This is a genomic window from Rathayibacter sp. AY1B7, assembly GCF_002932735.1.
Lineage (GTDB): Bacteria > Actinomycetota > Actinomycetes > Actinomycetales > Microbacteriaceae > Rathayibacter.
Genome location: NZ_PSWK01000015.1, coordinates 47,571 through 70,759, shown reverse-complemented (window position 1 = coordinate 70,759; position 23,189 = coordinate 47,571). Strand labels below are relative to the sequence as shown.

Genomic DNA, 23,189 nt, shown 5'->3' with positions numbered 1-23,189 from the left:
ACGTCGCCGCGCCCTCACTACGCTGAGCCCATGGTGACCATTCGCGACGTCGCGGCCGATGCGGGGGTGGCCCGCAGCACGGTGTCCTACGTGCTCTCCGGCAACAAGAAGCTCCCGGAGGCGACCCGCCTGCGCGTGCTCGCGAGCGTGGAGCGGCTCGGCTACCGGCCCGACCCGATGGCGCGGGCCCTGGCGCTGCGGCGCACGAACATCCTCGGCTTCTTCGCCTCCGTCGATCCGGAGTCGCGGCAGACCGATGTCGACGTCTTCATGCGCTTCGTGCGGGCGGCGATGTACGCGGCCCGCGCCCGCGGCTTCGACCTGCTGATGATGGGCACGGGCGAGGGGGAGCTCGCGCGCGACGTCCTCGCCGATGCGCTCGTCGTGATGGACATCCGCCGGGACGACCCCCGGCTGCCGGTCCTCGCGAGCATCGGCCTGCCGACCGCGCTGGTCGGCTACCCGGGCGAGGGCAGCCCGTTCAGCGCGATCGACCTCGACTTCGACGGCGCGGCGCGGGTCGCCGTCGACCACCTCGCCGACCTCGGGCACGTCGAGATCGCGGTCCTCGGGATGGGCCCCGACGCCTACGAGAGCGGCTACGCCTTCGCCCTGCGGTTCCGCGAGGGCTTCCTCGACCAGTGCCGCCTGCGCGGCGTGCGGGGCGCCGTCATCCCCAGCACCGACGACGTCGACGACTGGTTCGAGCAGGCGCAGGAGCAGCTCCCCGGCCTGAGCGCCGTGGTCACGCACGGGCCGGGCGTGCTCGAGCCGTTCCTGCAGCGCCTCAGCGGCCTGGGCCTGCGCGTCCCGGAGGACTGCTCGATCATGACCATCGCCCCGGAGGCGGTGATGCGGCACGCCGACCAGCCGGTCACCGTGGTGGACCTGCCCGGCGACGAGATGGTCTCGCGGGCGGTCGACCTGGTGCTCGACGAGCTCGCCGGCACCGCGACTCCGGGAGTGACGGAGCTGCTGCCCGCGGTGGTCGTGGACCTCGGCACCACCGCGCCCTTCTCGCCGGGCACCAGCCGGGGCGTCGTCCCCTCGTGGCGGCGGGCGCGCGGCTGACGTCGACCGGGTCGCCGGGGGCGTTCCCCGGGCGATCGGTGAACCGGTTCTCCGAAATCTATTGAACCGGTTCTCCGACTCGGTTAGGCTCGCCACGACTTCCGGACGGACCGCCTCAGCGGGCGCCCCCGGAGGGTCTTCCCGGCGCGAGCGCTCCGCTCGTCCCGACCGTATTCAGAGAGGAATACCGTGAAGAACAGCATCCGACGGGCCGCAGGCGCCGCCTCCCTCGTCCTCATCGCCGGAGTCGCCCTCAGCGCGTGCAGCGCACAGGGAGCGGGCGACGACTCGTCGAAGTCGCTCACTCTCTGGGACAGCTTCACCCAGTACGACGCGTCCTCCCCCTACGGCCAGCTTCTGGCCGGCTGCGAGGCCTCGACCGGGATCACCCTCGAGCGCACCTCCGACCCCGACCTCACCACCAAGCTCCTGCAGTCGGCCGCGTCGAAGACCACGCCGAACCTGGTCGTCCTCGACAACCCCAACGTCGCGAAGTTCGCCGACACCGGCCTGCTCGTCGACAACGCCGCCTCCGGGCTCGACACCAGCGACGTCCTCCCGAACGTGCTCGCCGCCGGCCAGCTGGACGGGAAGACCTACGGCTCGTCGATCGGCTCGAACACCCTCGCGCTCTTCTACAACAAGGCGCTCTTCGAGGCCGCCGGCGTCACTCCGCCGACGACCTGGGACGAGCTGACCACCGCCGCGAAGGCCCTCACCGCGGGCGACGTCACCGGGCTCGGCTTCTCCGCGATCGGCACCGAGGAGGGCACCTTCCAGTTCCTGCCCTTCTTCTGGGGCTCCGGTGCGACCCTCGAGGACATCTCCTCCGACGACGCCGTCTCGGCGCTCGCACTCTGGACCGACCTTGTGAAGAGCGGCTCGGCCTCGCAGGCGAACGTCAACGCCAACCAGCAGGACGTCCGCGACCAGTTCCTCGCGGGCAAGCTCGGGATGATGGTCAACGGCACCTGGCAGCTCTCCGCCCTCGACGAGGCGGGCATCGACTACGGCGTCGTGCCGATCCCGGCGAAGGACGGGGGAGCGGCACCGAGCCCGCTCGGCGGCGAGTTCGTCGAGGTGGTCGCCTCCGACGCCGCGAAGCAGACGCTCGCCACGGAGTTCGCGCAGTGCGTCATCCAGCCCGACAGCCTGAAGGCCTGGGCGGCCGGCCAGTCGTACATCATGCCGTACGCCGACGCGGCCGCCGAGCAGGCGACCGAGGACCCCGCGCTCCAGCCGTGGGTGGAGGCCATCTCGGTCGCGCAGGGACGCACCAGCGACCTCGGCGTCGCCTACCCCGACACCTCGAAGGCGCTCTGGACCGCGATCCAGGAGTCGCTGACCGGCTCGAAGACGCCGCAGGCGGCCCTCGACGACGCCGCGGCGAGCCTGAAGTAGCGGCCGCATGACCGACCCCGCCGTGCTCACGGCGCCGGTCGCGGGCGGGGCGGCCACCAGGCCGCCCGCCCGCCGCCGACCCCGCTCCCACCTCCGCCTCGCCGCCGCCGCCTTCATGGCGCCCGTGGTGATCTTCCTCGCCGTCTTCTTCGTCTACCCGATCATCCGCGGCGTCGTCCTCAGCCTCCAGGACTTCGGACCGTCGTCCTTCGTGACCGGGATCGCCCCCTTCGTCGGCTTCGACAACTACGTCACGGTCGTCACCGACCCGATCTTCGCGAGCATCGCCTGGCACACCGTGGTCTTCACCGTGGTCTCGCTGGTGGGCCAGTTCACGATCGGCATGGCCCTGGCGCTGTTCTTCAGCCGCCGCTTCCCCCTCTCGGCGACGTTCCGCTCCCTCATCCTGCTGCCGTGGCTCCTGCCGCTGATCGTCTCGGCGACGGCCTGGCGCTGGATCTTCGACCAGCAGTTCGGCATCCTGAACGCCGCGATCGGCACGCCGGTCGGCTGGCTGACCGATCCGTCCGTCTCGCTGTGGGCGGTCATCATCGCCAACATCTGGCTGGGCATCCCGTTCAACATGGTGCTGCTGCACGGAGGCCTGCAGGGCATCCCCGAGAGCCTCTACGAGGCCGCGGCACTGGACGGCGCCTCGCGCTGGCGGTCCTTCTGGAGCATCACCTGGCCGCTGCTGCGACCGGTGACCTCCGTCACGCTCCTCCTCGGCCTCGTCTACACGATCAAGGTGTTCGACGTCATCTGGATCCTCACCAAGGGAGGCCCGGCCAACAGCTCGCACACCCTGGCGACGTGGGCCTACGAGCAGTCCTTCACCGACCTGCAGTTCGGAGTCGGAGCGGCGGCCGGCCAGATCCTCGTGATCGTCGCCCTCGTCTTCGGCGTGATCTACATCCGCGCCCAGCGCAAGGAGGACCTCGGATGAACCGGCACACCACAGGGCTGCGCCGCGGGATCGACGTGGTCATCGCGATCGTGCTCTGCGGCTTCCTCCTCTTCCCGCTCTACTGGATGGTCAACGTCTCGCTGACCAAGCCGCAGAACCTGATCCAGACCCCGCCGAGCCTGTTCCCCGGCGACCCGACCCTCGACGGGTACGTGCAGGCGTTCTCGACGCAGCTGCCGAACCTCATCACGAGCCTCGTGATCTCGATCGGCTGCGTGATCCTGACGCTGGCGATCGCTCTGCCCGCCGCTTTCGCGATGGCGAAGTTCCGGGTGCGGGGGACCGGCGTCGTGATGTTCGTGTTCCTCCTCGCCCAGATGATCCCCGGGATCGTCCTGGTCACCGCGCTGTTCGCGATCTACAACGCGCTGGGGCTGCTCAACACCTATCCGGGCCTGATCCTCGCCGACGCGACCGCCTCCGTGCCGTTCGCGGTGATCATCCTCCGGGCCTTCATGCTCGGCATCCCCGACGAGCTGATCGAGGCCGCGCGGATCGACGGTGCGAGCAACTGGCGCTCCTTCGTCTCGATCGTCATCCCGCTGAGCCGGAACTCGATCGTGACCGCGGGCCTGTTCTCGTTCCTGTTCGCCTGGGCCGACTTCCTCAACGCGAACTCGCTCACCTCGGGCAACAGCATCGTGCCGTTCACCCTCGGCCTCTACCGCTACATCGGATCGACCACCACCAACTGGAACGGGATCATGGCGACCGCCGTGATCGCCTCCATCCCGGCCGCCGTGCTGCTGATCGTGGCCCAGCGCTACGTCGCCGCCGGGGTCACCGCCGGCGCGGTCAAGGACTGAGCGCCGTGCCCGACTCGAGGAAGCAGGAGCACATGGACACCGACGCGTTCGCGCTCGAGGGGGACCGCCTCGTCTGGCGCGGCGACGGCGAGACCGTCGTCGTCGAGCCGTGGGGGAGGGACAGCGTCCGGGTCCGCGCCCGCCGGTCCGGGGAGGTCCTCGACACCGACTGGGCGCTGATCGCCCCCGAGCGCCACGCGCCGGAGGTCTCGATCGAGGGACCGCGGGCGACGCTGCGCGCCGGCGGCATCACCGTCGTCCTCGAGCAGCAGGAGGGCTACGGGTACCAGACCGGCTACCACGAGCTCTCCTGCTCCCTCTCCTTCTACGACCGTCGGGGGGAGCTGCTCTTCCGGGAGCTCGGGAGCGGGGGAGCGCTCAAGCTGCGCGCCCGCGAGCAGCGTCCGCACCTGGGCGGCGACTTCCGGCTGACCGCGCTGTTCGAGACGTCCCCCGACGAGAAGCTGTACGGGATGGGGCAGTACCAGCAGGACATCCTCGATCTGAAGGGCTGCACGCTCGAGCTCGCGCACCGCAACTCCCAGTCGAGCGTCCCGTTCGTGCTGTCGAGCCGCGGCTACGGGTTCCTCTGGCACAACCCCGCGATCGGCCGCGCGACCTTCGCGGCCAATCGCACGGAGTGGTCCGCCGAGTCCTCCCAGCAGCTCGACTACTGGGTGACCGCGGGGGAGACCCCGGCCGACATCACCCGGGCCTACGCCGACGCGACCGGGCACGTCCCGATGATGCCCGAGCACGGCCTCGGCTTCTGGCAGTGCAAGCTGCGCTACTGGAACCAGGAGCAGCTGCTCGAGGTCGCCCGCGAGCACCGGCGCCGCGGCCTGCCGATGGACGTGATCGTGGCCGACTTCTTCCACTGGCCGCACATGGGCGACTTCCGCTTCGAGGAGGAGTTCTGGCCGGATCCGTCGGCCATGGTCGCCGAGCTGCGCGAGCTCGGGATCGAGCTGATGGTGTCGGTCTGGCCGCAGGTGTCGGTCGAGTCCGAGAACTACATCGCGATGAAGAAGGGGAACCTCCTCGTCAAGGCCGAGCGGGGCCTGGACCTGCACATGCAGTTCGAGGGTCCGAGCGCGTTCTACGACGCGACGAGCCCCGCCGCCCGGAGGTTCGTCTGGGAGGCGTGCCGGCGCAACTACGGCGAGCACGGGATCCGGCTCTTCTGGCTCGACGAGGCCGAGCCCGAGTACGGCGTCTACGACTTCGACAACTACCGCTACGCCGCCGGCCCCGCCGTCCAGGTCGGCAACCTCTACCCGCAGGCGTTCTCCCGCGGCTTCTTCGAGGGGCAGAGCGAGGGCGGGGAGACCGCGATCGTCAACCTCGTCCGCACCGCGTGGGCGGGCAGCCAGCGCTACGGCGCGCTCGTGTGGTCGGGCGACATCCACTCGACCTTCGCGGACCTGCGCCACCAGATCACGGCCGGCATCCACATGGGCGTCGCGGGGATCCCGTGGTTCACGACCGACATCGGAGGATTCGCCGGGGGAGACCCGTCCGATCCGGCCTTCCGAGAGCTCGTCGTGCGCTGGTTCCAGTTCGGCGCGTTCAGCCCGGTGATGCGCCTCCACGGCGACCGCGCGCCGTCGGCCCCGGTCACGGCCGCCGACGGGAGCCGCCGCGCCGCGACCGGAGCCGCGAACGAGGTGTGGAGCTTCGGCGAGGAGGCCACGCCGATCCTCACCCGCCTGCTGCATCTGCGCGAGACCCTGCGCCCGTACACGCGGGAGGCGATGCGGGAGGCGCACGAGCTGGGCCAGCCGGTGCTGCGCGCGGTGTTCCACGAGTTCCCGGGGGACCCGGAGGCCTGGGATCTGGCCGACCAGTACCTCTTCGGCTCGGACCTGCTGGTGGCTCCGGTCACGCACGCCGGAGCCGTCTCCCGACGGGTCTACCTGCCCGCCGGGGCGCGCTGGACGGAGCTCTCGACGGGCGCCGAGCGCGAGGGCGGGCAGTGGATCGTCGCCGACGCGCCGCTGGCCGTCATCCCGGTCTTCGCGCGCGACGGCCGGCAGGCGCACCTCGTCGGGCAGCTCTGAGCGGAGGCTCCCCGCTGACCGGAGGATTCCGCCGCGAGGAGCGCCCCCGCGTCAGCCCGTCCCCGCGAGCCAGAAGTCGACCGCGTCGGGGGACGGGCGCCCGGCGACCCGGACGACGTCGCCGAACTCGAGCACGCTGTCCGGATCCTCCTGGACGGCCGGCCACCGCTCGCGGCCGGCGGCGTCCGGATCGCCGTGGAAGACGAACGCGAGCCAGCGCGCGGTCATCTCCTGCTCGAGCCGGCGGTCGACGTCCGTGTAGTCGGCGTCGCCGTCCGCCCCGAGGTTCCCGTACGCGTACATCACCTCGGCGCCGTGGTACGCGCCGAACCGCTCGAGTCCGCTCTCCGGGGGAGTGCGCGTGAAGATGTAGGCGTGGACGCCCGCCCGCCCGGTCCGGGCGGCCGTCAGCGCCCAGAGCCGCATCGGGGCGGTCATCGTCCGGTCGCTGCCGGCGCGCAGCCGGGAGTCGACGACCTGGTCCTCGACGGCACCCGGGTACAGCGCGAGGAAGCGGTCCGCGTCGTCTCCGTGCTCCCGGCGCACCTCCTGCTCATAGGCGTCCGGATCCGAGTCGACGCCTCCCAGCAGATCGAGTGAGGTCTCGTCGGAGTTGCTGCCGAGCAGGAGGGGGACGTCGTTCTGCCGACCGGCCTCGTAGACGGCGAGCGGCGTGTCGGGGAGGACGACGCTGTCGATCGAGGGCCACCAGTGCTGCGAGAGGCCCGCGGCGGCCGCGACGATGCGCTCGGCCGGCAGGGATCTCATCTCGGCGAGGCTCGCCCCGCCGAGGGCCTCGCTCAGGCGCGCAGCCGCCTCCCGAGCGGTGGCGGCGTCGTCGTAGAGGTCGCCGTCCTCGCGGTCTCCCGCCGACCCCAGGCATCCTCCGCTCTCCCCGATGATCCCGTGGAGGAGGCCGGCGGCGAGCGGCGAGGCCCCGAGGATGCAGGCGCTGCCGGAGCCGGCGGACTGGCCGGCGACCGTCACCCGCCCTGGGTCCCCGCCGAAAGCGGCGATGTTGTCCTGCACCCACTGCAGAGCGGCGACCTGGTCGAGCAGTCCCTGGTTACCCGGGGTGCCGCCGCCGAGCACATCACCGGCGAGGAATCCGAGGACGCCCAGACGGTAGGCGACGGTGACGACCACGGCGCCCCGGGAGGCGAGCGCCGCGCCGTCGTAGGCGGGGAGGGCGCCGGACCCCGAGACGAACGCGCCGCCGTGGAGGTAGACGAGGACCGGGCTGGAGTCGCCCGCCCCGCCGGCCGGCGTCCAGATGTTCAGGCGGAGGCTGTCCTCGTCCGTCGCGTACCCGCCGAGGAGCGTCTCCTCCAGCGGCAGGTCGAGCACGCGGGTCGCCGCTCGGGAGAGGAACGTCGGCTCCGGCTGAACGGCGGAGGGGCCGAAGTCGTCGGCCACGAGGGTCGCCGACCGCTGCGGGGCCGGGCGGGGCGCCTCCCAACGCAGCGGGCCGACCGGGGGAGCGGCGTAGGGGATCCCCGCGAAGGCGTCGACCCCGGCCGCGGCGTCGTGCACACCGACGACGTCGCCCTGCCGGGTCGTGACCGGGGCGGTGTGCGGACCGGCGAGCGTCCGCGTCGCCGGGAGAGGACCCGCGGCGAGGGCGACGGCTCCGACGAGCCCTGCGGACGCGACCCAGGCCGCCGTACGCAGCATCCAGTGCCGGTGCCGCCAGCTCCTCGAGACGGCCGCGATCAGGACCGCGGCCGCCGCGACGACGAGCCACCCCCACCACTCCACCCGGTTCAGCCAGGCGAGGACCGCCCCGATGAGCACGACGGTCGCGGTCGGCAGCCACCGGGACCGTCGCCGTCGAGGTTCGGGCAATCCAGTTTTCGATACGGTATGCATTGGAAACGAAACGTACTGAAAAGGCCCATTCAGCGCAAGGATCCGAATAGGCTGGGGGCGTGGTCACAGGCGAGCAGGCTCCGGTCCGGCGGAGGAGCGAGACGCGACGACGTCTCCTCGCCGCGGCCGCCGAGCTCTTCGAGAGCACGGGCACCATCGGCCAGCGCGTCGAGGACATCTGCGCGCAGGCGGGCTTCACCCGCGGCGCGTTCTACTCGAACTTCACCGGCGTCGACCAGCTCTTCCTCGCACTCCACGAGGAGCAGGCCGCGAGAGTGTGGGGGAGCCTGCAGGAGGCCCTCGACGTCCAGCTGCAGGAGGAGCACCGCGCGGCGACCCTCGACGGCGCCGTACGCTCCCTCCTCGACGCGCTCCCGTCCAGCCGCGAGTGGTTCTCCCTGCGGTCGGTGCTCCTGGCACGCGCTGCCGCGGACCCGGAGTTCGCCGAGCGGATGATGATCGACGACGACCGCGTCTCGCGCGAGCTGGGCGAGCGCTTCGCCGCCCTCGCCGCCGTGCACGGCCGCGTCCCCGCCGTCGAGTCCGCCGTCCTGGCGAAGGCGGTCGTCGCGGCGCACGTCGGGTCGGTGAGCCAGTGGCCCGTGGACACCAGCGCCGAACTCACGCAGCGCATGGTCGTCGCCGCGGTGATCCGAGGCCTCACCGTCGAAGCGCCCGGTCTGCCATCGGAGCGCGGCGGCGATCGATGACGTCCTGTCGCAGGAGCGTTGAGGGGAGCCGGTGCCCGGTATCACTAGGCATGTCAGTCGCGAGCTCTCCTGATCAGGGGTTTGTCATGTCCGATGACGCCGCATCAACCGCAGCCGTTGTCATCAGAGATCTCATTTCCGTCGGCACCTCCTGCAGCAACGTCTGTCCAGATAGATAGAGTGAGTCACTAGTCCCCCTAGCTCAGCCTCGCATGGCGACGGAGACGGGGTGGCCCAGCGAAGCTGAGGCCGTGGGGAGGCATCGCCAACCACCGGGGTTGCGGCTAGACATGCGCCGTCTTTGGCGCGAGAGGAGTACGCGTCCATGACGCCGACGACGAGCGAAGCCCAACGTGCAGAGCTACACAAGACGATTTGGCGAAGCTCGGGGCGTTCTTCGAGCGCTTCCTCAGACTGAGTTCAGGAGGGGAGTAATGACTCTCAATGAGGATCTTGCGAGTTTCCTGGCGGCGCGTCCCCACTGGCAAAAGGACGTTGTCGCACGATTCTGCCGAAGCGAGACATTGTCGGCCGAGGACGTATCCAACATTGCGGATCAACTGATTGCGGGGACGTACCCGGTTGCCGTGAACGTCGAAGCCGCTGACATTCCTGGCTCGACGGCGGCAGGCGATCCCGTCAGCCTTGTTCAGGTATCGGATCTCAGGGGCGTCAACGCCCTCACAGGAGGCCAAACGCTCTCATTTGGTGCCGCGGGGCTTACGATCGCCTTCGGCAATAACGCCAGCGGCAAGTCGGGCTACGCTCGGCTTATACGTGAAGCGGTCACAGCACGCGTGAAGGATGCGCAGCTCCTCGGTGACGTCTTCTCGGACGTCGACACTGCGCAGGCGGCGAAGCTCGACTACCAGGTTGGAGTCAATGCCGAAACGTGGAATCTCGGTGAGCACCAGAGCACCGAATTGTCCCGAATTCGCTTCTACGACGAGGACTGCGGTGACGCATACGTCACGACCGCCTCGGAGGCCAACTACCGACCCTCAGCGCTCACAATTCTGGACCAACTATCCGATGCTTGCGAAGCGGTCGCTGCTGAACTCAGTCGCCGTCTTGGGGCAAACCAGACTGAGCGACCTCAAATACCGTTGCTCCATCCAGGAACCCGGGCGTCGACGTTCCTGTCAGGCATCTTAGCAACGACCTCCAAGGAGTCGATCGCGGAAGCTACAAACCTGACCAAGGATCACGACGCGCAGCTTTCGAAGCAGCTCGCGGAGGAGGCTCGGCTCAAGGGAAGCGACCCCAACAAGGAGAAGGATCGGCTCACGTCGCTCGGGCGCGACTGGTCGACGGTCGAAGCACACGCCAAAGCGGTGGAAGCCGCCCTGGGCGACAGTAAGGAGCGCGAACTAAGAGAGCTGCAGCAGAGGGCCATTCAGCTTCAGGAAGCCGCCCGCATCGCATCCGCTCGAACCTTCGACTCCGAGCCCCTTTCTAGCGTCGGCTCAGAGACTTGGCGGGCGCTGTGGGAAGCGGCGCGCAAGTTCTCTCTTACCGACGCGTACCACGATCATGACTTTCCAGTCACAAACCAGGACGCGGTTTGCGTGCTCTGCCAGCAGCCCTTGAACGAGCAGGCCGCCGACCGGCTCACTCGATTCGAGGCGTTCGTCACGGACACAGCGTCACGTGACGCGGACGCGGTCAACAGGGCACTTGCGATGTTTAGAGACCTCTTCGTCGAACTTCAGACTCTGCCAGTCGCGGTTGCTGCCGCGATCAACCGACTGCAGGACTCTGGCGAAGACGTCCACTCAGTGCTCGGCTGGTTTGAAACAGGGACACGCGCAGCTGCGGCGGCGGTTGCATGGCTCGATGGGAAGGAAGGCGCTGATCTCCTTGCACTCACTGACTTGATCGGCGACCAGGCCGGCACGCGAGCACAAGCACTGACGACGGAGGCGAGAGAGATCGACGCGTCGACATTCGCTCAAACGCTGAGCATGGCGAGCAAGAAGGTCCTCGAATTGCAGGACGCCAAGACGCTCAGCGAAGCAAAGCCAGCCATCGAGACCGAGGTGAAGCGACTCGCCGAACGCAAGATGATTGAAGACGTTCGCCGGCTCACCGCGACGAACGCGATCACAACGAAGCGTGGGGAGCTGACCGAGACATATGTCACAGCGGAAGTTCGGGATCACTTCACGCGCGAGACCGAGCGCCTCGAACTGCGCCGAGTCACCCTCACTCGAACCGGACGTGGCCGCAACGCCGCGCTCGAACATCAGCCGAGTCTGCTGGGATCGCGACGCAACGCCGGCGTCGATCAGGTGCTTAGTGAAGGAGAGCAGACGGCACTTGGTCTGGCGGGATTTCTCACGGAAGTAGAACTCGACAAGTCGCTATCAGGCGTTGTTTTTGACGATCCGGTCTCGTCGCTCGACGCGGGGCGGCGGTCAAAGGTCGCTCAGCGGCTGGCAGAGCTGGCAAGTCAGCGACAGGTGATTGTCTTCACGCACGAGATCACGTTCGTGCACGCACTGGTCAAGGCTGCAAAGAGTAAATCCGTCGCCACGACGACACGGTCGATTCAACGTTTCGGTGGCGCTCAGCCTGGTCTCATCGTTAACCAGCTCCCTTGGGCCGCGAAGGATATTCCGGAGCGCATCAGCAAGCTTGAGGCAGATCTCGCGCAGTTGAAGAAGGAGCGTGAGAGTCTGTCGGAAGACGATTACGCAGAGCGGACCGCCCAGATCGCGGGTCGACTGTCCGAGAGCCTTGAGCGTGCCGTGAATCTGCACATCGTGAACGAGCTCGTCGATCGAGGAACGAACGAAGTACGCCCGACCATGCTCAAGATCTTGCCGAAGTTCACGCAGGGCGATCACGACGAATTCCAAGCCGCGTACGCGAAGACTTCGAGCTGGGCGGCACGACACGACAACGCCCCCGAGGAGAACTACGTGGCGCCGACAGTTGACGAGGTGCGCGGCGAAGTCGCCTGGCTCAAGGCATGGCACGCTCGGATCAAGCAGTACACGCGATGAGACTCGGTCAGCGAGCTTAGCTCGCGCCACTCGGTTGTCGGCGGATCCCTCAGCGGTGTGCGTCGTCGTCCCTAGTTCGGGCGGGAGCGCCTACGCGACATCTGGACGGGCCAGGGCACGGTACAGAGTCGACGGATTGACCCGTAGCTGGCGAGCCACCTGAGACTTGGGAACACCGTCGCCTATGAGGCGTCGGGCATCAATTAACTGTTGCTCACTGAGCTTCTTGGCGCGACCCCGGTACACATCCGCATCCTTTGCGACACGGATGCCCTCTGCCTGACGTTCGCGGATAAGCGAGCGTTCGCGCGTCGTTCGTGTCGGGGGAGTAGATCTGACCCTCTTTGACGAACTCAACCGTCGCGCCCTCGCCGACAATGTCGTCAACGATGTCACGCAACTCCCGGAGCTATCGGTGGAGACAATCCATCAACGCGACGCGAACGACATCTCGAGATAAGACGTATCGAAGACACCTCAAGTTTCGTGAACTGGTCCACGTCGAGGTTCCGCACGTGTTTGCTGTCGTCAAGTCGGCATACGAAAGGCGCTTCGGGGAAAAGATTCCTGAGAGAGTACACGCCATTCACCTCGATTCGCGATATGTTCAATGGTAGAAGCATCGCGAACGCTGACGAGGCGGGCAAGGGGTGGCCGTAGATTTGCGGCGATTGTCTGCGAATCGGGGTGTTTTGCTATCTAATCAGGAAGTTTACGTGCGGCCACGAGCGTGGATAGACAGAGATTTAACGTGCTGCGGTGGCGACGGGGTTGAGGAGGAAGAGGCATGAGTTCTGCTCGTACTCACCGACCGACGCTGTAATGCTGAGGTTCGTCCCGACACCGATAGAGTCCGGTGCGGCGCCTACCCAGCGAAGGTCGTTAGTTGCGTTCACGTCACGGAACTGGAACGAGGGACCAGGCGCAGAGGTCTCGCTGAAGTCGCCGGCGCCGATCAGGAAGTCGTACCTAGTAGTCGCCCCATTATGCGGCGCCATCGCACCGACGTATCCAGGAAAGGCGATCGTGTCGCCACGATGAGCGGCTGCGAAAGCGGCGATGTCGGGGGAGCAGTAGTCGCTCAGTACCAGGAGCGCAGCGAGTTCGGAACTGGTCGCGGTTGTGAGCACCACTTCTTCAGGCTCGGGCTCGGGCGAAGTGGCAGCCTCGGCCGGGACCGGAAAGGGGTCGCTGCTGGGCTCGCTTATCGTTTCTCTCGGTAAGGGCCCGGCAGTCTCAGCCGTGCCAGCGTTCCGCTCGCTGATGACACCAATTGTGATGACCGTTGCAAAGATGAGCGCGAGCGCCCCGCCACCGATGATCCAGAGCAAGAGGCGTGACTTCGGCTTCGGTCGTCGGAAGGTGAGCTCAGTCTGTAGCTTGCCGGGAGTCTGGGTGACGAGGTTCCAACCGCCGCCTTCCCATTTCTTGATGGTGCGAGACTCCATTCCGCGAACAGCGCGGACTGTCTTCGTCTCGTACTCGACGTCGGCGTCCGTCGTCATCACTTGCTACCCCCAGGCTCATGCCGGAAAATCGACCCGGCCACGCGATCTTATCGACGCTACGAGGCACGGCATTGCTCGTGTGGGCGGCTGACATGTCTCGTGTCGCAGACCGGCGCGCGGAGCTCAAGTCCGGAGATTGACATGTTCGATGGCAGAAATGACATGTCTGTGTCAACGGGCAGTCGATCGCCATCCCTGCTGATCGGAACATCGACTGAACTGACATAATGTGCATTATCGGATAACGGTGGACGGACCAGACGGACCGGGACCGAGGCCGCCCGACGGTCCGGCACGTCATCAGCGGATCGGCGAATGCTCCACCCACGGCTCGACGTTCTCGTACCAGCACGTCTCGGTCGGAGTGTCGATGTGCCTGACCAGCCGCAGCTGCGGATCGACGGTCATCGTGCCGCGGACACCGTCGTCGGCCTGGTTCCGAAGACGGATCACGGTGAGCGCGCCGTCGATCGACGCGCCGGTCATCCGATACCCGTCGCTCGGCCGTCCCCAGACCGGCAGGTTCAGCGGGAAGGCCAGGCGGGCCGCCAGCGGCTCCGGCAGCAGCTGCCATCGGTCCAGCGGACGCTCCTCGCCCCCGGAGACGTACCGGCCGGTCGGGGCGTCGTACGCGTCGACCGTCCCGGTGCGCTCGTCGACGCAGGAGAACGACGCCTCGACGGGCCGCACCTCCAGTCGGTAGGTCTCGGTCCTCTCGGGCGTCCGCCGGAAGGCGCGGCACCGGAAGGGCGAGCGCCTCCTCCAGTTCGCCATCACCGCGACGGCGTCGAGGAGGATGCTCGTCTCGCCGTCCCTGTCGAAGTCGCCACGCCGCCCGGAGGCTGCCGATGTGCGGAACCCGTCGGCGCGGACGGACTCCCCCGATGCCGGTCCGCTGCCGTCCATCGGAGTCATCCGTCGAGGATCGCAGACCCGCGCGCCGGGGTCATTCCGCGAAGGCGATCAGGCGAAGTCGGAGATGTCGCCGACGAGGCGGGTGTTGTCCGCGGGGATCGGCTCGACGGCCGCCAGAGCGACCTCGGCCGCGAACTCCTGCACGTTGTAGAGCTTGCCGGCCGACTCGCGACGCGAGCTGATCGCGCCCGGGTTCGCGCGCTCCAGCAGGGTCGCGGTGATGGTGCCCTCGATCATGTCGCCCGAGACGACGACGAACTCGATCCCGCGCTCGGCGAGCTCACCGATCCGCTCGCGCAGGGCGTCCTCGCCGGCGCGCTTGGAGAGCGCGACGGGCTCGTACTCGGGCATCGTGGGCGTGGTCCGGATGAAGTGCGCCTGGTGGCTCGTGACGAACACGACACGAGATCCCTCGGAGAGCAGCGGCAGCGCCGCGTCGAGCACGGCGACCTGCGAGTCGCGGTTGAGGACCATCGCGTAGTCCTCCCCCATGTTGCTCTCCATGCCGCCGGAGGCGTTCAGGACGAGCACGTCCAGTCCTCCGTACTCCTTCTCGATGCGGGAGAAGAGCTCGGCGCGCGAGTCGGCGTCGGTGAGATCGGCGCCGACGGCGATGGCGGTGCCGCCGGCCTCGACGATCTGCGCGACGAGCTTGTCGGCGCGCGGCGCCTTCGAGCGGTAGTTGACGACGACGCGGGCTCCGGCCTCGGCCAGGTAGCGGACCGTGTCGGCGCCGATGCCGCGGGACGACCCGGTGACGAGAGCGCGCTTGCCGTCGAAGGAGCCGGGGGCGAGGGGATTGGACACGGGTATTCCTCCAGAACGCCGGCTCGGAGACCGGATCGGGCACGATGACGGGCCACGGCCCGACGGAGGAGTCTACCAAGGGCCTCGAGACCGTCGGCGCACCCCCTCTCCCAGCCCTCGTCCGGGGGGCGTTGATAGCCTGGGAATGCTCGTCGAGGGGAAGGAGCACACAGCATGGACGCTGTCACCCAGTACGCGTGGATCCTCTGGCTCGCGCTGATCCTCATCTTCGTGATCGTCGAGATGATCACTCTCGAGTTCACGTTCCTGATGCTCGCCGTCGGCAGCATCGGCGGACTGCTGACCGGGCTGGTCGGGGCTCCCTTCTGGGTCCAGGTCCCCGTCGCGGCCGTCCTCGCCGCCCTCCTGCTGTTCACCGTCCGGCCGCCGCTGCTGCGGCTGCTGAAACGGGGCGGCGATCCCACCCCCAGCGGAGCGGACGCTCTCCTCGGGCTCTCCGGCAGCGTCGTCCTCGCCGGCCCCGGAGCCGGCCAGGTCAAGCTCGCCAACGGCGAGACCTGGACCGTCCGCCTGTCCCCGCTCGTCGAGGACCGCACACTCGGAGTCGGCGAGAGAGTCGTCGTCACCGCCATCGAGGGCGCGACCGCGGTCGTCGTCCCCGCCGAAAGGAGCACACCGTGACACCGTCTTCCGTCGTGACCATCGTCGTCGTCGCCGCCGTCGTCCTCTTCGCCCTGGTCGTCCTCTTCCGAGCGGTCCGCATCATCCCGCAGGCCACCGCCGGGGTCGTGGAGCGCCTCGGCAAGTACCACAAGACCCTGCTGCCGGGCCTCAATCTCGTCGTGCCGTTCATCGACCGGGTCCGCCCGCTGATCGACCTGCGCGAGCAGGTCGTCTCGTTCCCGCCCCAGCCCGTGATCACGGAGGACAACCTCGTCGTCTCCATCGACACGGTCGTCTACTTCCAGGTGACGGACGCCCGGGCGGCGACCTACGAGATCGCCAACTACCTCGGCGCGGTCGAGCAGCTGACCACCACCACGCTCCGCAACGTCGTCGGCGGCCTGAACCTCGAGGAGGCGCTGACCTCCCGCGACAACATCAACGGCCAGCTGCGCATCGTCCTCGACGAGGCCACCGGCAAGTGGGGCATCCGCGTCGGACGCGTGGAGCTCAAGGCCATCGACCCGCCCCTCTCCATCCAGGACTCGATGGAGAAGCAGATGCGCGCCGAGCGCGACCGTCGAGCCGTGATCCTCACCGCCGAGGGCACCAAGCAGTCCCAGATCCTGAACGCCGAGGGTCAGCGCCAGGCCGCGATCCTCGCTGCGGAGGGCCAGGCGAAGGCGGCGGTCCTGCGGGCCGAGGGTGAGGCCAAGGCGATCACCACCGTCTTCCACGCCATCCACGAGGGCCGCCCCGACAGCGAGCTCCTCGCGTACCAGTACCTCCAGACACTCCCCAAGATCGCCGAGGGCAGCGCGAACAAGCTCTGGGTCATCCCGAGCGAGCTCACCGAGGCGCTGAAGGGCATCGGAGGCGCGCTCGGCCAGCGCGGCCAGTCCGCCCCGGCGGTCCGCCCGCAGGACGCGGCACCCCCGTCGGCGCCTGCGGCGTCCGCGCCTGCCGCATCCGGGTCCGTCGGCTCCACTCCTGTCGAGCCCGGATCCGACACGTCCGCCCCCGTGGCGCCCGCGACGGCCGACGGAGCCCCCGGCTCGGCGCCCACTCCCCCGCCGCCGGCCGTCTAGCCACGGACCCGGTCCGCGATGCGCACCCCTGAGCGACCCCTCGCCCTGAGCGGGCCGACCCCCCGGGTGATCGCGCATCGCGGGTTCGGCCCGCAGGCCGAGGGCAACACGCTCGCCGCCTTCGAGCGCGCCCTCGCCGCGGGTGCGGACCTCCTCGAGACGGACGCGCGCGCCTCCCTCGACGGGGTCGCCGTGCTCGTCCACGACGCCGAGGTGATCGACCGCTCCGGCCGCCGCCACGTCGTCGCCGCCACCCGGTGGGAGGAGCTCGCCGACCTCCGACTGGCGGGCGGCGCCCGGCTCGCCTCTCTCGAGCAGGCCCTCGCCGCACTCCCCCGCGCGCGCTTCAACATCGATGTGAAGTCGCGGGACGCGATCGGTCCGGTCGTCGCGGCGGTGTCCGGCGCCGCCGCCGCGGAGCGCGTCCTGATCACCTCGTTCTCCGAGATCCGTCGAGCAGCGGCCCTCCGCCGTCTTCCCGGCGCCGCGACCTCGGCGTCGGCGGTCCGCTTCGTCGTCGCCCTGGTCGCCGCCCACCTCGGCGCCGCCCTCCCCGTGCGTCTCGCTCTCCACGGCATCGACGCGCTCCAGGTGCCCGAGCGCGCGCTCGGCCTCCGCGTCGCCGAGCCGCGGATCCTCGCCCGGCTGCGGGTGACCGGCTGCGAGATCCACCTCTGGACCATTGACGATCCGGAGCGGATGGAGCAGCTCCTCGCGCTCGGGATCGACGGGCTCGTGACCGACCGCACCGACCTCGCCCGAGCGGCCGTCGACGCCGTCCTCAGCGCCCGTCGGCCACGCCCTCAGGAACCGCGGAATACGCCTCCGACCTGAGGATTCTCTGGCAATGGCAGGGACGGGAAGACCAGCTCCAGGTACGACGTTGACACTGGGGAAGCACAGCGAGAGGAGACCACACAATGGCAGATCGAAGCTTGCGAGGAATGCGGCTCGGATCCCAGAGCCTGCAGAGCGAAGAAGGCGTCGTCTTCTCCCCGCGATCGACGTACGAGTACCACTGCGCGAACTGCGGCCACGACACCGACATGGTGTTCTCGGCCGATGCGGAAGCGCCGGAGACCTGGGAGTGCCGCTCCTGCGGTCACGAGGCCACTCTGATGGTGGACTCGAAGCCGGTCGTCGTGGACAAGGGCGAGCAGAAGGCTCCGCGCACCCACTGGGACATGCTGCTCGAGCGCCGGACCCGCGCGGAGCTGGAGGAGCTGCTCGAGGAGCGGCTCGCCTATCTGCGCGCCAGGCGCGGCGAGCACAAGATCGGCGCGTAGCGCCGGTCAGCGGGAACGGCGTCGCGGCTCGCGCGTCCTGAGGACGAACGAGACCATGCCGATGAGACCGGCGGCCAGGAAGTACCAGCCGAGGTCTCGCGCCCACACCAGAGCCGGGGTCGTGGTGGAGCTGAGGGGGACCTCGTCCACCATGGCACCCGGCTCGAACCATGTCAGGGAGTCGATCGTCGCGCCGTCCGGCCCGATGATCGCACTCGTCCCGACGGTCGAGATGTTGACCACGCTGCGCCCGGTCTCGATGGCCCGCAGGCGAGCGATCGCGAGCTGCTGGACGCTCTCGTCGGTCCGGCCGAAGTCGGCGTTGTTGGTCTGCCCGAGGATGACCTGGGCACCCCCGTCGACCATCGCGTTCGTCAGCGCGTCGTCCGAGATGTCGAAGCAGATCGCGATGCCTGCGAGCACGCCGTTCACGTCGAAGACGTTGGGACGGGTGCCGATCGAGTAGTCGCGGCTCACCAGGTCGACCAGGTCCGGAGCGAACATCCGCCAGAACGCCCGGTCCGGCATGTATTCGGCGAACGGGACGGGATGCACCTTGTCGTAGACCTGCGTCGCCCCCTCCCCCGCCTTCCAGAGCAGCGAGCTGTTGTAGAAGACGTCGTCCGAGGGGTTCGTGATCGTGCCCACGACGAACGGCGCGTCCATCGTCCGGCTGAGGTAGTCGAGGACGGCGGCCGACTGGGCGTTCCGGGTCGGATCGATGTCGACGCCGTTCTCGGGCCACACCACCATGTCGACGTCCTGGTCGAGGATCGGCAGCGTCGCCGAGGTGTGGTCCTCGAGGATCTGCCCGCGGTAGCTCTGCGAGAACAGGCCCGCATCGGAGTCGCCCTGGACGGCGGCGATCCGGGTCGTGCCCTCCGTCGGTGCCGGCCAGGCGGGGAACACCAGCGCCACGACGGCGAAGCCCGCGAGAGCGCTGACGCGAGAGGAGGCCGGGACGGACATCTCGCGGACGGCCTGCGCGAGCACGGCCGCGAGGAACGCCACCACGAAGCCGAGGCCGGCGAAGCCGATCCACGCCGCGAGACCGGAGAGCGGGCCGAGGGACTGCGAGATCGCGAGGCGGCCCCAGGCGAAGCCGCCGTAGGGCCAGACGCTGGTGATCGACTCGCGCCCGATCCAGAGCGCCCCCAGGTGGGCGGGGAGGCCGACCATCCGGCCGAGCGGTCCCGTCCAGACGCGGTGGCCGCGCGTGGAGACGACCGCCATCAGCCCCGCGGAGAGCGCGAAGAAGATCGCCTGCAGGCCGGCGAGGGCCGCCCACGGGACCGGGCCGAGGTAGAGGGTCAGCCACTCGATGTGGACGCCCCAGAAGACCGCTCCGCCGACGAGGCCGACGAGGCTCCCGCTCCAGAAGCCGCGCCCCGCCAGCGCGAACAGGATCGCCGCGGCGCCCACGATCGCCAGCGGCCAGACGTCGGAGTCGGGGAAGCCGCGGTCGAGCACGGCGCCGCCGAGGGCGGCGAGGGGCAGCGCCACCCACAGCGGAATGGTCCGCCCGTCGGGCGGAGGAGCGATCGGCGTCATGCGACCGTCGAGTACGCGACGATGCCGCGGCGGACCAGGTCGAGGGCGGTCCGGGCCGCGCGGCCGACCTTGCCCTCGGCCACGACGGAGAGCTGGTCGAGGAGGTCGATGGTCTGCTTCGCCCAGCGCACGAAGTCGCCGGCGGCCATGTCGGACTCGTGGAGCACCATGTCGAGCGGCATGCCCTTGGCCCACATGTTCATCGACAGCGCCAGGCTCGTCGAGATCGGGTTGCTGCCCGGCAGGCGGTGCTCCCGCTCGACGTCGTCGAGCCGGGCCCACAGAAGCTGGGTCCTCTCCAGCGCCTCGGGGAACGCGCCGCGGGGCAGGAACTGCTCGCCGAGCGTCCCCTCCTCGCGTCGCGGCTCGAAGACCAGGCAGCACGCCATCGCCGCGAGGCCGGCCGGATCGAGCTCCGTCCACGCCTGCTTCCGGAGGCACTCGGCGACGAGCAGGTCCCGCTCCCCGTAGATCCGGCGGAGCGTGCGACCGTTGGGCGTCAGCGAGAGCTCGCCGACCTCGTCCCGGCGGAAGTAGCCGAGCTCGAGCAGCACGTCCGTGATGTGGTCGAAGATGCGGGCGACGGCGCCGGTGCGCGAGCGGATCTGGCGCTCGATCTCGTCGGTCTCGCGGCGCAGCTTCCACCAGCGCTCGGCCCAGCGCGCGTGCTGCTCGCGGTCGGAGCAGGCGTGGCAGGGGTGCGCCTTCATCCGACGCCGCAGGCTCGTGAGCTGTCCCTGGCGCTTCTCGCGCTCGGCGTGGGAGGCCGACTCGCCGCGCACCGCGCCCCGGCGCTCGAGGTCGCCGATCTCACGGCGGATCGCCGCGTACTGCTCGAAGTCGCCCAGGTGGCACTGCATCGCCGTGACGTAGCCCGCCATCGACTCCTCCTGCTGGCGGACCCGGCGGGCGAGATCGACGACGGACCGGTCGGCCTGGAACTGCGCGAACGACGACTCGAGGATCTCGCGCGTGCGCACCCGCCCGAACTGCTCGATCAGGTTCGCGGCCATGTTGTAGCTGGGGCGGAAGCTGGAGTTGAGCGGGTAGGTCCGCCGGGAGGCGAGGGACGCGACCGCCTGAGGGTCCATACCGCCGCGCCACTGGATCACCGAGTGGCCCTCGACGTCGATGCCGCGTCGGCCCGCCCGGCCGGTGAGCTGGGTGTACTCCCCCGGTGTGATCGGGACGCGCGCCTCGCCGTTGAACTTCTCGAGCTTCTCGAGGACGACCGTGCGGGCCGGCATGTTGATGCCGAGCGCGAGCGTCTCGGTCGCGAAGACCACGCGCACGAGCCGGCGCAGGAACAGCTCCTCGACGACCTCCTTGAAGGCGGGGAGCATCCCGGCGTGGTGCGCGGCGACGCCCCGCTGGAGTCCGTCGAGCCACTCCCAGTAGCCGAGCACCGCGAGGTCCTCGTCGCGGATCGTCCGGCACCGCTCCTCGACGATCGCGCGGATCTCGTCGCGCTCGTGGCGCTCGGTGAGGCGCACGCCCGACCGCAGCACCTGGCGCACGGCCTGGTCGCAGCCCGCACGGCTGAAGACGAAGAAGATCGCGGGGAGGAGGTTCTTGCCGCGGAGGATCTCGACGACCTCCGAGCGCAGCACGAGCTCCTCGGTGCGCTGCTCCGGGTAGCGGCCGCGACCGCCTCGGCCGTTGCGGCCGCCCCTGCCGCCGCGCTCGACCCGGGAGCCGCCCTGGGCCATGCGGGCGAGCTCGGGGTTCACCCGGTTCGTCGCCGCCCGACCGGAGGAGTCGAAGAGATCGACCAGCTTGCCGCCCACCAGGACGTGCTGGTCGAGCGGGACGGGCCGCTCCTCGGAGACGATGACCTCGGTCTCGCCCCGGACGGTCTGGAGCCAGTCGCCGAACTCCTCGGCGTTCGACACGGTCGCGCTGAGCGAGACCAGCCGCACGCGCTGCGGGAGGTGGATGATGACCTCCTCCCAGACGGCGCCGCGGAAGCGGTCGGCGAGGTAGTGCACCTCGTCCATCACGACGTAGGCGAGGTCGCGCAGGAGGTCCGAGTCGGCGTACAGCATGTTGCGCAGCACCTCGGTCGTCATCACGACGATGCGGGCGCGCGCGTTGACGTTCGAGTCGCCGGTCAGCAGGCCGACCTCGGAGGCTCCGTAGTCCTCGACGAACTCCTGGAACTTCTGGTTGCTCAGCGCCTTCATCGGCGTCGTGTAGAAGACCTTGGCCGTGGGGTCCTGCATGGCCAGGTGGATCGCGAACTCGGCCACCGCGGTCTTGCCGGCGCCGGTGGGCGCGGCGACGAGGACGCTGTGGCCGTCGTCGAGCGCGCTGCAGGCCTCGTACTGGAAGGGGTCGAGGTCGAACGCGAGGGTCGAGCGGAACGCCTCGACCCTCGCGTGGCCCTGGCGCGTCCGGAACGCGGCGAACCGCTCGGCGGGAGACGGTCCGGTCACGCGGGCAGGTCGGAGGGGCTGCCGTCGAACACCAGCTGGCGCTTGGCGGCGCGCCGGTCGTGCAGGATCGCGATCCCGCAGGCGAGGAAGAACAGGAAGATGATCGGGATGGCCAGGAGGAACATCGAGATCGGGTCGGCCGCGGGGGTCGCGATCGCCGTGAAGAGCACGATCGCCATGATCGCGATGCGCCACGACTTGAGGATCAGCATGCCGGGGAGGATGCCGAGGAAGTTGAGGAGCACCAGGAAGACGGGCAGCACGAAGGCGATGCCGACGACCAGCACGAGCTTGAGAACGAACTCGTAGTAGATCTTGGCGTCGAGGAAGCTCGCCGCGTTGCTGCCGGTGAAGCTCGTCAGGAGCTCCACGATGTGCGGGAACACGAACCAGCCGGCCGCGCAGCCCGCGAAGAACAGCGGGATGGCGGTGAGGATGAAGCCGAGGCCGTACCGCATCTCCTTGCGGGTCAGGCCCGGGACGAGGAACGCCCAGATCTGGTACAGCCAGACCGGGCTTGCCAGGACGATGCCCACCGTGATGGCGATCTGCAGCCGCAGGTCGAAGGCACCGGCGATCGTCGGGAAGTTGAGGATCGCCTCCTTGCCCTGGGTGGAGGCCACCTCGGAGATCGGAGCCTTGAGGGCCTCGAAGACCCACTCCGAGACGAACCACCCCGCGACGCACGCGATGACGATCGCGATCGCCGACTTGAAGAGCCTGTTGCGAAGCTCGACGAGGTGCGCCCCGAGCGACATGCGCCCGTCGGGGTTCTTCGTCCGCTTCGTCCGTGGCTTCTTCGGTGCCACGGACGTCATTACTTGAGCGGGGACTCGGGCGGCGTGGTGGTGCCGGTGCCGGTGGTCGTGCCGGTGGATCCGGCGACGGTGCCGGTGGTCCCCTCGGTCGACTCACGGCGCTCGGTGCCGTCCTCGTCCTTCATGGTCTTGACCTCGCTCTTGAAGATCCGCATCGACTGCCCGACACTGCGGGCCAGCTGCGGGAGCTTGGGCGCACCGAACAGGAGGAGGATCACGGCGAGGATGATGAGGAGGTGCCACCCCTGGAGGCCAGCGAACATTG

The 23,189-nt window shown here is 69.1% G+C and carries 20 protein-coding genes; 11 read left to right on the top strand and 9 right to left on the bottom strand.

What is annotated here, in order from left to right:
- The first annotated feature begins 30 nt into the window (after positions 1 to 30).
- The 5 genes from C5C95_RS09965 to C5C95_RS09945 all read left to right on the top strand — a co-directional run bounded on the left by C5C95_RS09965 (position 31) and on the right by C5C95_RS09945 (position 6,305).
- Entirely contained in the window at positions 31 to 1,071 is a 1,041-nt protein-coding gene (locus C5C95_RS09965) for a LacI family DNA-binding transcriptional regulator (RefSeq protein WP_104222050.1), read from the top strand.
- Positions 1,072 to 1,260: 189 nt separating this feature from the next.
- A complete protein-coding gene (locus tag C5C95_RS09960; RefSeq protein WP_104222048.1) occupies positions 1,261 to 2,472 on the top strand; it encodes an extracellular solute-binding protein in 1,212 nt (403 codons plus the stop codon).
- 7 nt (positions 2,473 to 2,479) lie between these two features.
- Positions 2,480 to 3,418: a carbohydrate ABC transporter permease gene (locus C5C95_RS09955; protein WP_104225253.1), complete on the top strand. Its 939-nt coding sequence runs from the start codon at positions 2,480 to 2,482 to the stop codon at positions 3,416 to 3,418.
- On the top strand, positions 3,415 to 4,245 hold the full coding sequence (locus C5C95_RS09950; RefSeq protein WP_104222044.1) for a carbohydrate ABC transporter permease: 831 nt from the start codon (positions 3,415 to 3,417) through the stop codon (positions 4,243 to 4,245). The genes C5C95_RS09955 and C5C95_RS09950 overlap by 4 nt, the downstream gene beginning before the upstream one ends.
- A 32-nt stretch (positions 4,246 to 4,277) precedes the next feature.
- On the top strand, positions 4,278 to 6,305 hold the full coding sequence (locus tag C5C95_RS09945; RefSeq protein ID WP_104324346.1) for a TIM-barrel domain-containing protein: 2,028 nt from the start codon (positions 4,278 to 4,280) through the stop codon (positions 6,303 to 6,305).
- 51 nt (positions 6,306 to 6,356) lie between these two features.
- Here the strand turns inward: C5C95_RS09945 and C5C95_RS09940 are convergent, their stop codons facing one another.
- The gene (locus C5C95_RS09940) at positions 6,357 to 8,150 is read right to left on the bottom strand and encodes a carboxylesterase/lipase family protein (RefSeq protein ID WP_219814751.1); all 1,794 of its coding nucleotides are present in this window, start codon (positions 8,148 to 8,150) and stop codon (positions 6,357 to 6,359) included.
- An 83-nt stretch (positions 8,151 to 8,233) separates the two neighbouring features.
- Between C5C95_RS09940 and C5C95_RS09935 the strand changes: the two genes are divergently transcribed.
- Positions 8,234 to 8,884: a TetR/AcrR family transcriptional regulator gene (locus C5C95_RS09935; protein ID WP_104222038.1), complete on the top strand. Its 651-nt coding sequence runs from the start codon at positions 8,234 to 8,236 to the stop codon at positions 8,882 to 8,884.
- A 434-nt stretch (positions 8,885 to 9,318) separates the two neighbouring features.
- Complete coding sequence (locus tag C5C95_RS09930) at positions 9,319 to 11,892, top strand: AAA family ATPase (protein WP_104324344.1); 2,574 nt, start codon at positions 9,319 to 9,321, stop codon at positions 11,890 to 11,892.
- 90 nt (positions 11,893 to 11,982) lie between these two features.
- On the opposite strand, the gene C5C95_RS18005 is transcribed toward C5C95_RS09930, so the two are convergent.
- The 4 genes from C5C95_RS18005 to C5C95_RS09910 all read right to left on the bottom strand — a co-directional run bounded on the left by C5C95_RS18005 (position 11,983) and on the right by C5C95_RS09910 (position 15,122).
- Positions 11,983 to 12,138, bottom strand: coding sequence for a helix-turn-helix domain-containing protein (locus tag C5C95_RS18005; protein WP_219814750.1), 156 nt, complete (start codon positions 12,136 to 12,138; stop codon positions 11,983 to 11,985).
- Positions 12,139 to 12,638: 500 nt separating this feature from the next.
- Positions 12,639 to 13,397: a DUF4839 domain-containing protein gene (locus C5C95_RS09920; protein WP_146087070.1), complete on the bottom strand. Its 759-nt coding sequence runs from the start codon at positions 13,395 to 13,397 to the stop codon at positions 12,639 to 12,641.
- A 303-nt stretch (positions 13,398 to 13,700) separates the two neighbouring features.
- The gene (locus tag C5C95_RS09915; RefSeq protein ID WP_146087069.1) at positions 13,701 to 14,315 is read right to left on the bottom strand and encodes a hypothetical protein; all 615 of its coding nucleotides are present in this window, start codon (positions 14,313 to 14,315) and stop codon (positions 13,701 to 13,703) included.
- A 48-nt stretch (positions 14,316 to 14,363) separates the two neighbouring features.
- Positions 14,364 to 15,122, bottom strand: a complete 759-nt coding sequence (locus tag C5C95_RS09910) for an SDR family oxidoreductase (RefSeq protein WP_104222036.1) — start codon at positions 15,120 to 15,122, stop codon at positions 14,364 to 14,366.
- Between the two features lie 174 nt (positions 15,123 to 15,296).
- Here C5C95_RS09910 and C5C95_RS09905 point away from each other — a divergent pair, with 174 nt between their 5' ends.
- The 4 genes from C5C95_RS09905 to C5C95_RS09890 all read left to right on the top strand — a co-directional run bounded on the left by C5C95_RS09905 (position 15,297) and on the right by C5C95_RS09890 (position 18,120).
- Positions 15,297 to 15,764 carry an NfeD family protein gene (locus C5C95_RS09905; protein ID WP_104222034.1) on the top strand — a complete coding sequence of 156 codons (468 nt, stop codon included), beginning with the start codon at positions 15,297 to 15,299 and terminating at the stop codon, positions 15,762 to 15,764.
- Between the two features lie 14 nt (positions 15,765 to 15,778).
- Positions 15,779 to 16,834 carry an SPFH domain-containing protein gene (locus C5C95_RS09900; RefSeq protein WP_374954314.1) on the top strand — a complete coding sequence of 352 codons (1,056 nt, stop codon included), beginning with the start codon at positions 15,779 to 15,781 and terminating at the stop codon, positions 16,832 to 16,834.
- 18 nt (positions 16,835 to 16,852) lie between these two features.
- Complete coding sequence (locus C5C95_RS09895) at positions 16,853 to 17,668, top strand: glycerophosphodiester phosphodiesterase family protein (protein WP_104324339.1); 816 nt, start codon at positions 16,853 to 16,855, stop codon at positions 17,666 to 17,668.
- Between the two features lie 86 nt (positions 17,669 to 17,754).
- Positions 17,755 to 18,120 (top strand): RNA polymerase-binding protein RbpA, encoded by a 366-nt coding sequence (locus tag C5C95_RS09890; RefSeq protein ID WP_068207052.1) that lies wholly within the window; start codon positions 17,755 to 17,757, stop codon positions 18,118 to 18,120.
- Positions 18,121 to 18,126: 6 nt separating this feature from the next.
- Here the strand turns inward: C5C95_RS09890 and lnt are convergent, their stop codons facing one another.
- From lnt to tatA, 4 genes are read right to left on the bottom strand one after another with little or no spacing between them, the layout of a single operon-like run.
- Positions 18,127 to 19,671 carry an apolipoprotein N-acyltransferase gene (gene lnt, locus C5C95_RS09885; RefSeq protein ID WP_104324338.1) on the bottom strand — a complete coding sequence of 515 codons (1,545 nt, stop codon included), beginning with the start codon at positions 19,669 to 19,671 and terminating at the stop codon, positions 18,127 to 18,129.
- Positions 19,668 to 22,106, bottom strand: a complete 2,439-nt coding sequence (locus C5C95_RS09880) for an RNA helicase (RefSeq protein ID WP_104324337.1) — start codon at positions 22,104 to 22,106, stop codon at positions 19,668 to 19,670. The genes lnt and C5C95_RS09880 overlap by 4 nt, the downstream gene beginning before the upstream one ends.
- Complete coding sequence (gene tatC, locus C5C95_RS09875; RefSeq protein WP_374952911.1) at positions 22,103 to 22,924, bottom strand: twin-arginine translocase subunit TatC; 822 nt, start codon at positions 22,922 to 22,924, stop codon at positions 22,103 to 22,105. The genes C5C95_RS09880 and tatC overlap by 4 nt, the downstream gene beginning before the upstream one ends.
- Positions 22,924 to 23,187 (bottom strand): Sec-independent protein translocase subunit TatA, encoded by a 264-nt coding sequence (gene tatA, locus C5C95_RS09870; RefSeq protein WP_104222022.1) that lies wholly within the window; start codon positions 23,185 to 23,187, stop codon positions 22,924 to 22,926. Before tatA ends, tatC begins: the two co-directional genes overlap by 1 nt.
- Positions 23,188 to 23,189 lie beyond the last annotated feature (2 nt).

Bases quoted from the DNA above. Each gene is read 5' to 3' on its own strand.
- C5C95_RS09905 (WP_104222034.1), top strand. From the start codon at position 15,297: ATGGACGCTGTCACCCAGTACGCGTGGATCCTCTGGCTCGCGCTGATC.
- C5C95_RS09915 (WP_146087069.1), bottom strand. From the start codon at position 14,315: ATGACTCCGATGGACGGCAGCGGACCGGCATCGGGGGAGTCCGTCCGC.
- C5C95_RS09955 (WP_104225253.1), top strand. From the start codon at position 2,480: ATGACCGACCCCGCCGTGCTCACGGCGCCGGTCGCGGGCGGGGCGGCC.
- C5C95_RS09895 (WP_104324339.1), top strand. From the start codon at position 16,853: ATGCGCACCCCTGAGCGACCCCTCGCCCTGAGCGGGCCGACCCCCCGG.
- C5C95_RS09950 (WP_104222044.1), top strand. From the start codon at position 3,415: ATGAACCGGCACACCACAGGGCTGCGCCGCGGGATCGACGTGGTCATC.
- C5C95_RS09930 (WP_104324344.1), top strand. From the start codon at position 9,319: ATGACTCTCAATGAGGATCTTGCGAGTTTCCTGGCGGCGCGTCCCCAC.
- C5C95_RS09945 (WP_104324346.1), top strand. From the start codon at position 4,278: ATGGACACCGACGCGTTCGCGCTCGAGGGGGACCGCCTCGTCTGGCGC.
- C5C95_RS09890 (WP_068207052.1), top strand. From the start codon at position 17,755: ATGGCAGATCGAAGCTTGCGAGGAATGCGGCTCGGATCCCAGAGCCTG.
- lnt (WP_104324338.1), bottom strand. From the start codon at position 19,671: ATGACGCCGATCGCTCCTCCGCCCGACGGGCGGACCATTCCGCTGTGG.
- tatA (WP_104222022.1), bottom strand. From the start codon at position 23,187: ATGTTCGCTGGCCTCCAGGGGTGGCACCTCCTCATCATCCTCGCCGTG.
- C5C95_RS09965 (WP_104222050.1), top strand. From the start codon at position 31: ATGGTGACCATTCGCGACGTCGCGGCCGATGCGGGGGTGGCCCGCAGC.
- C5C95_RS09920 (WP_146087070.1), bottom strand. From the start codon at position 13,397: ATGACGACGGACGCCGACGTCGAGTACGAGACGAAGACAGTCCGCGCT.
- tatC (WP_374952911.1), bottom strand. From the start codon at position 22,924: ATGACGTCCGTGGCACCGAAGAAGCCACGGACGAAGCGGACGAAGAAC.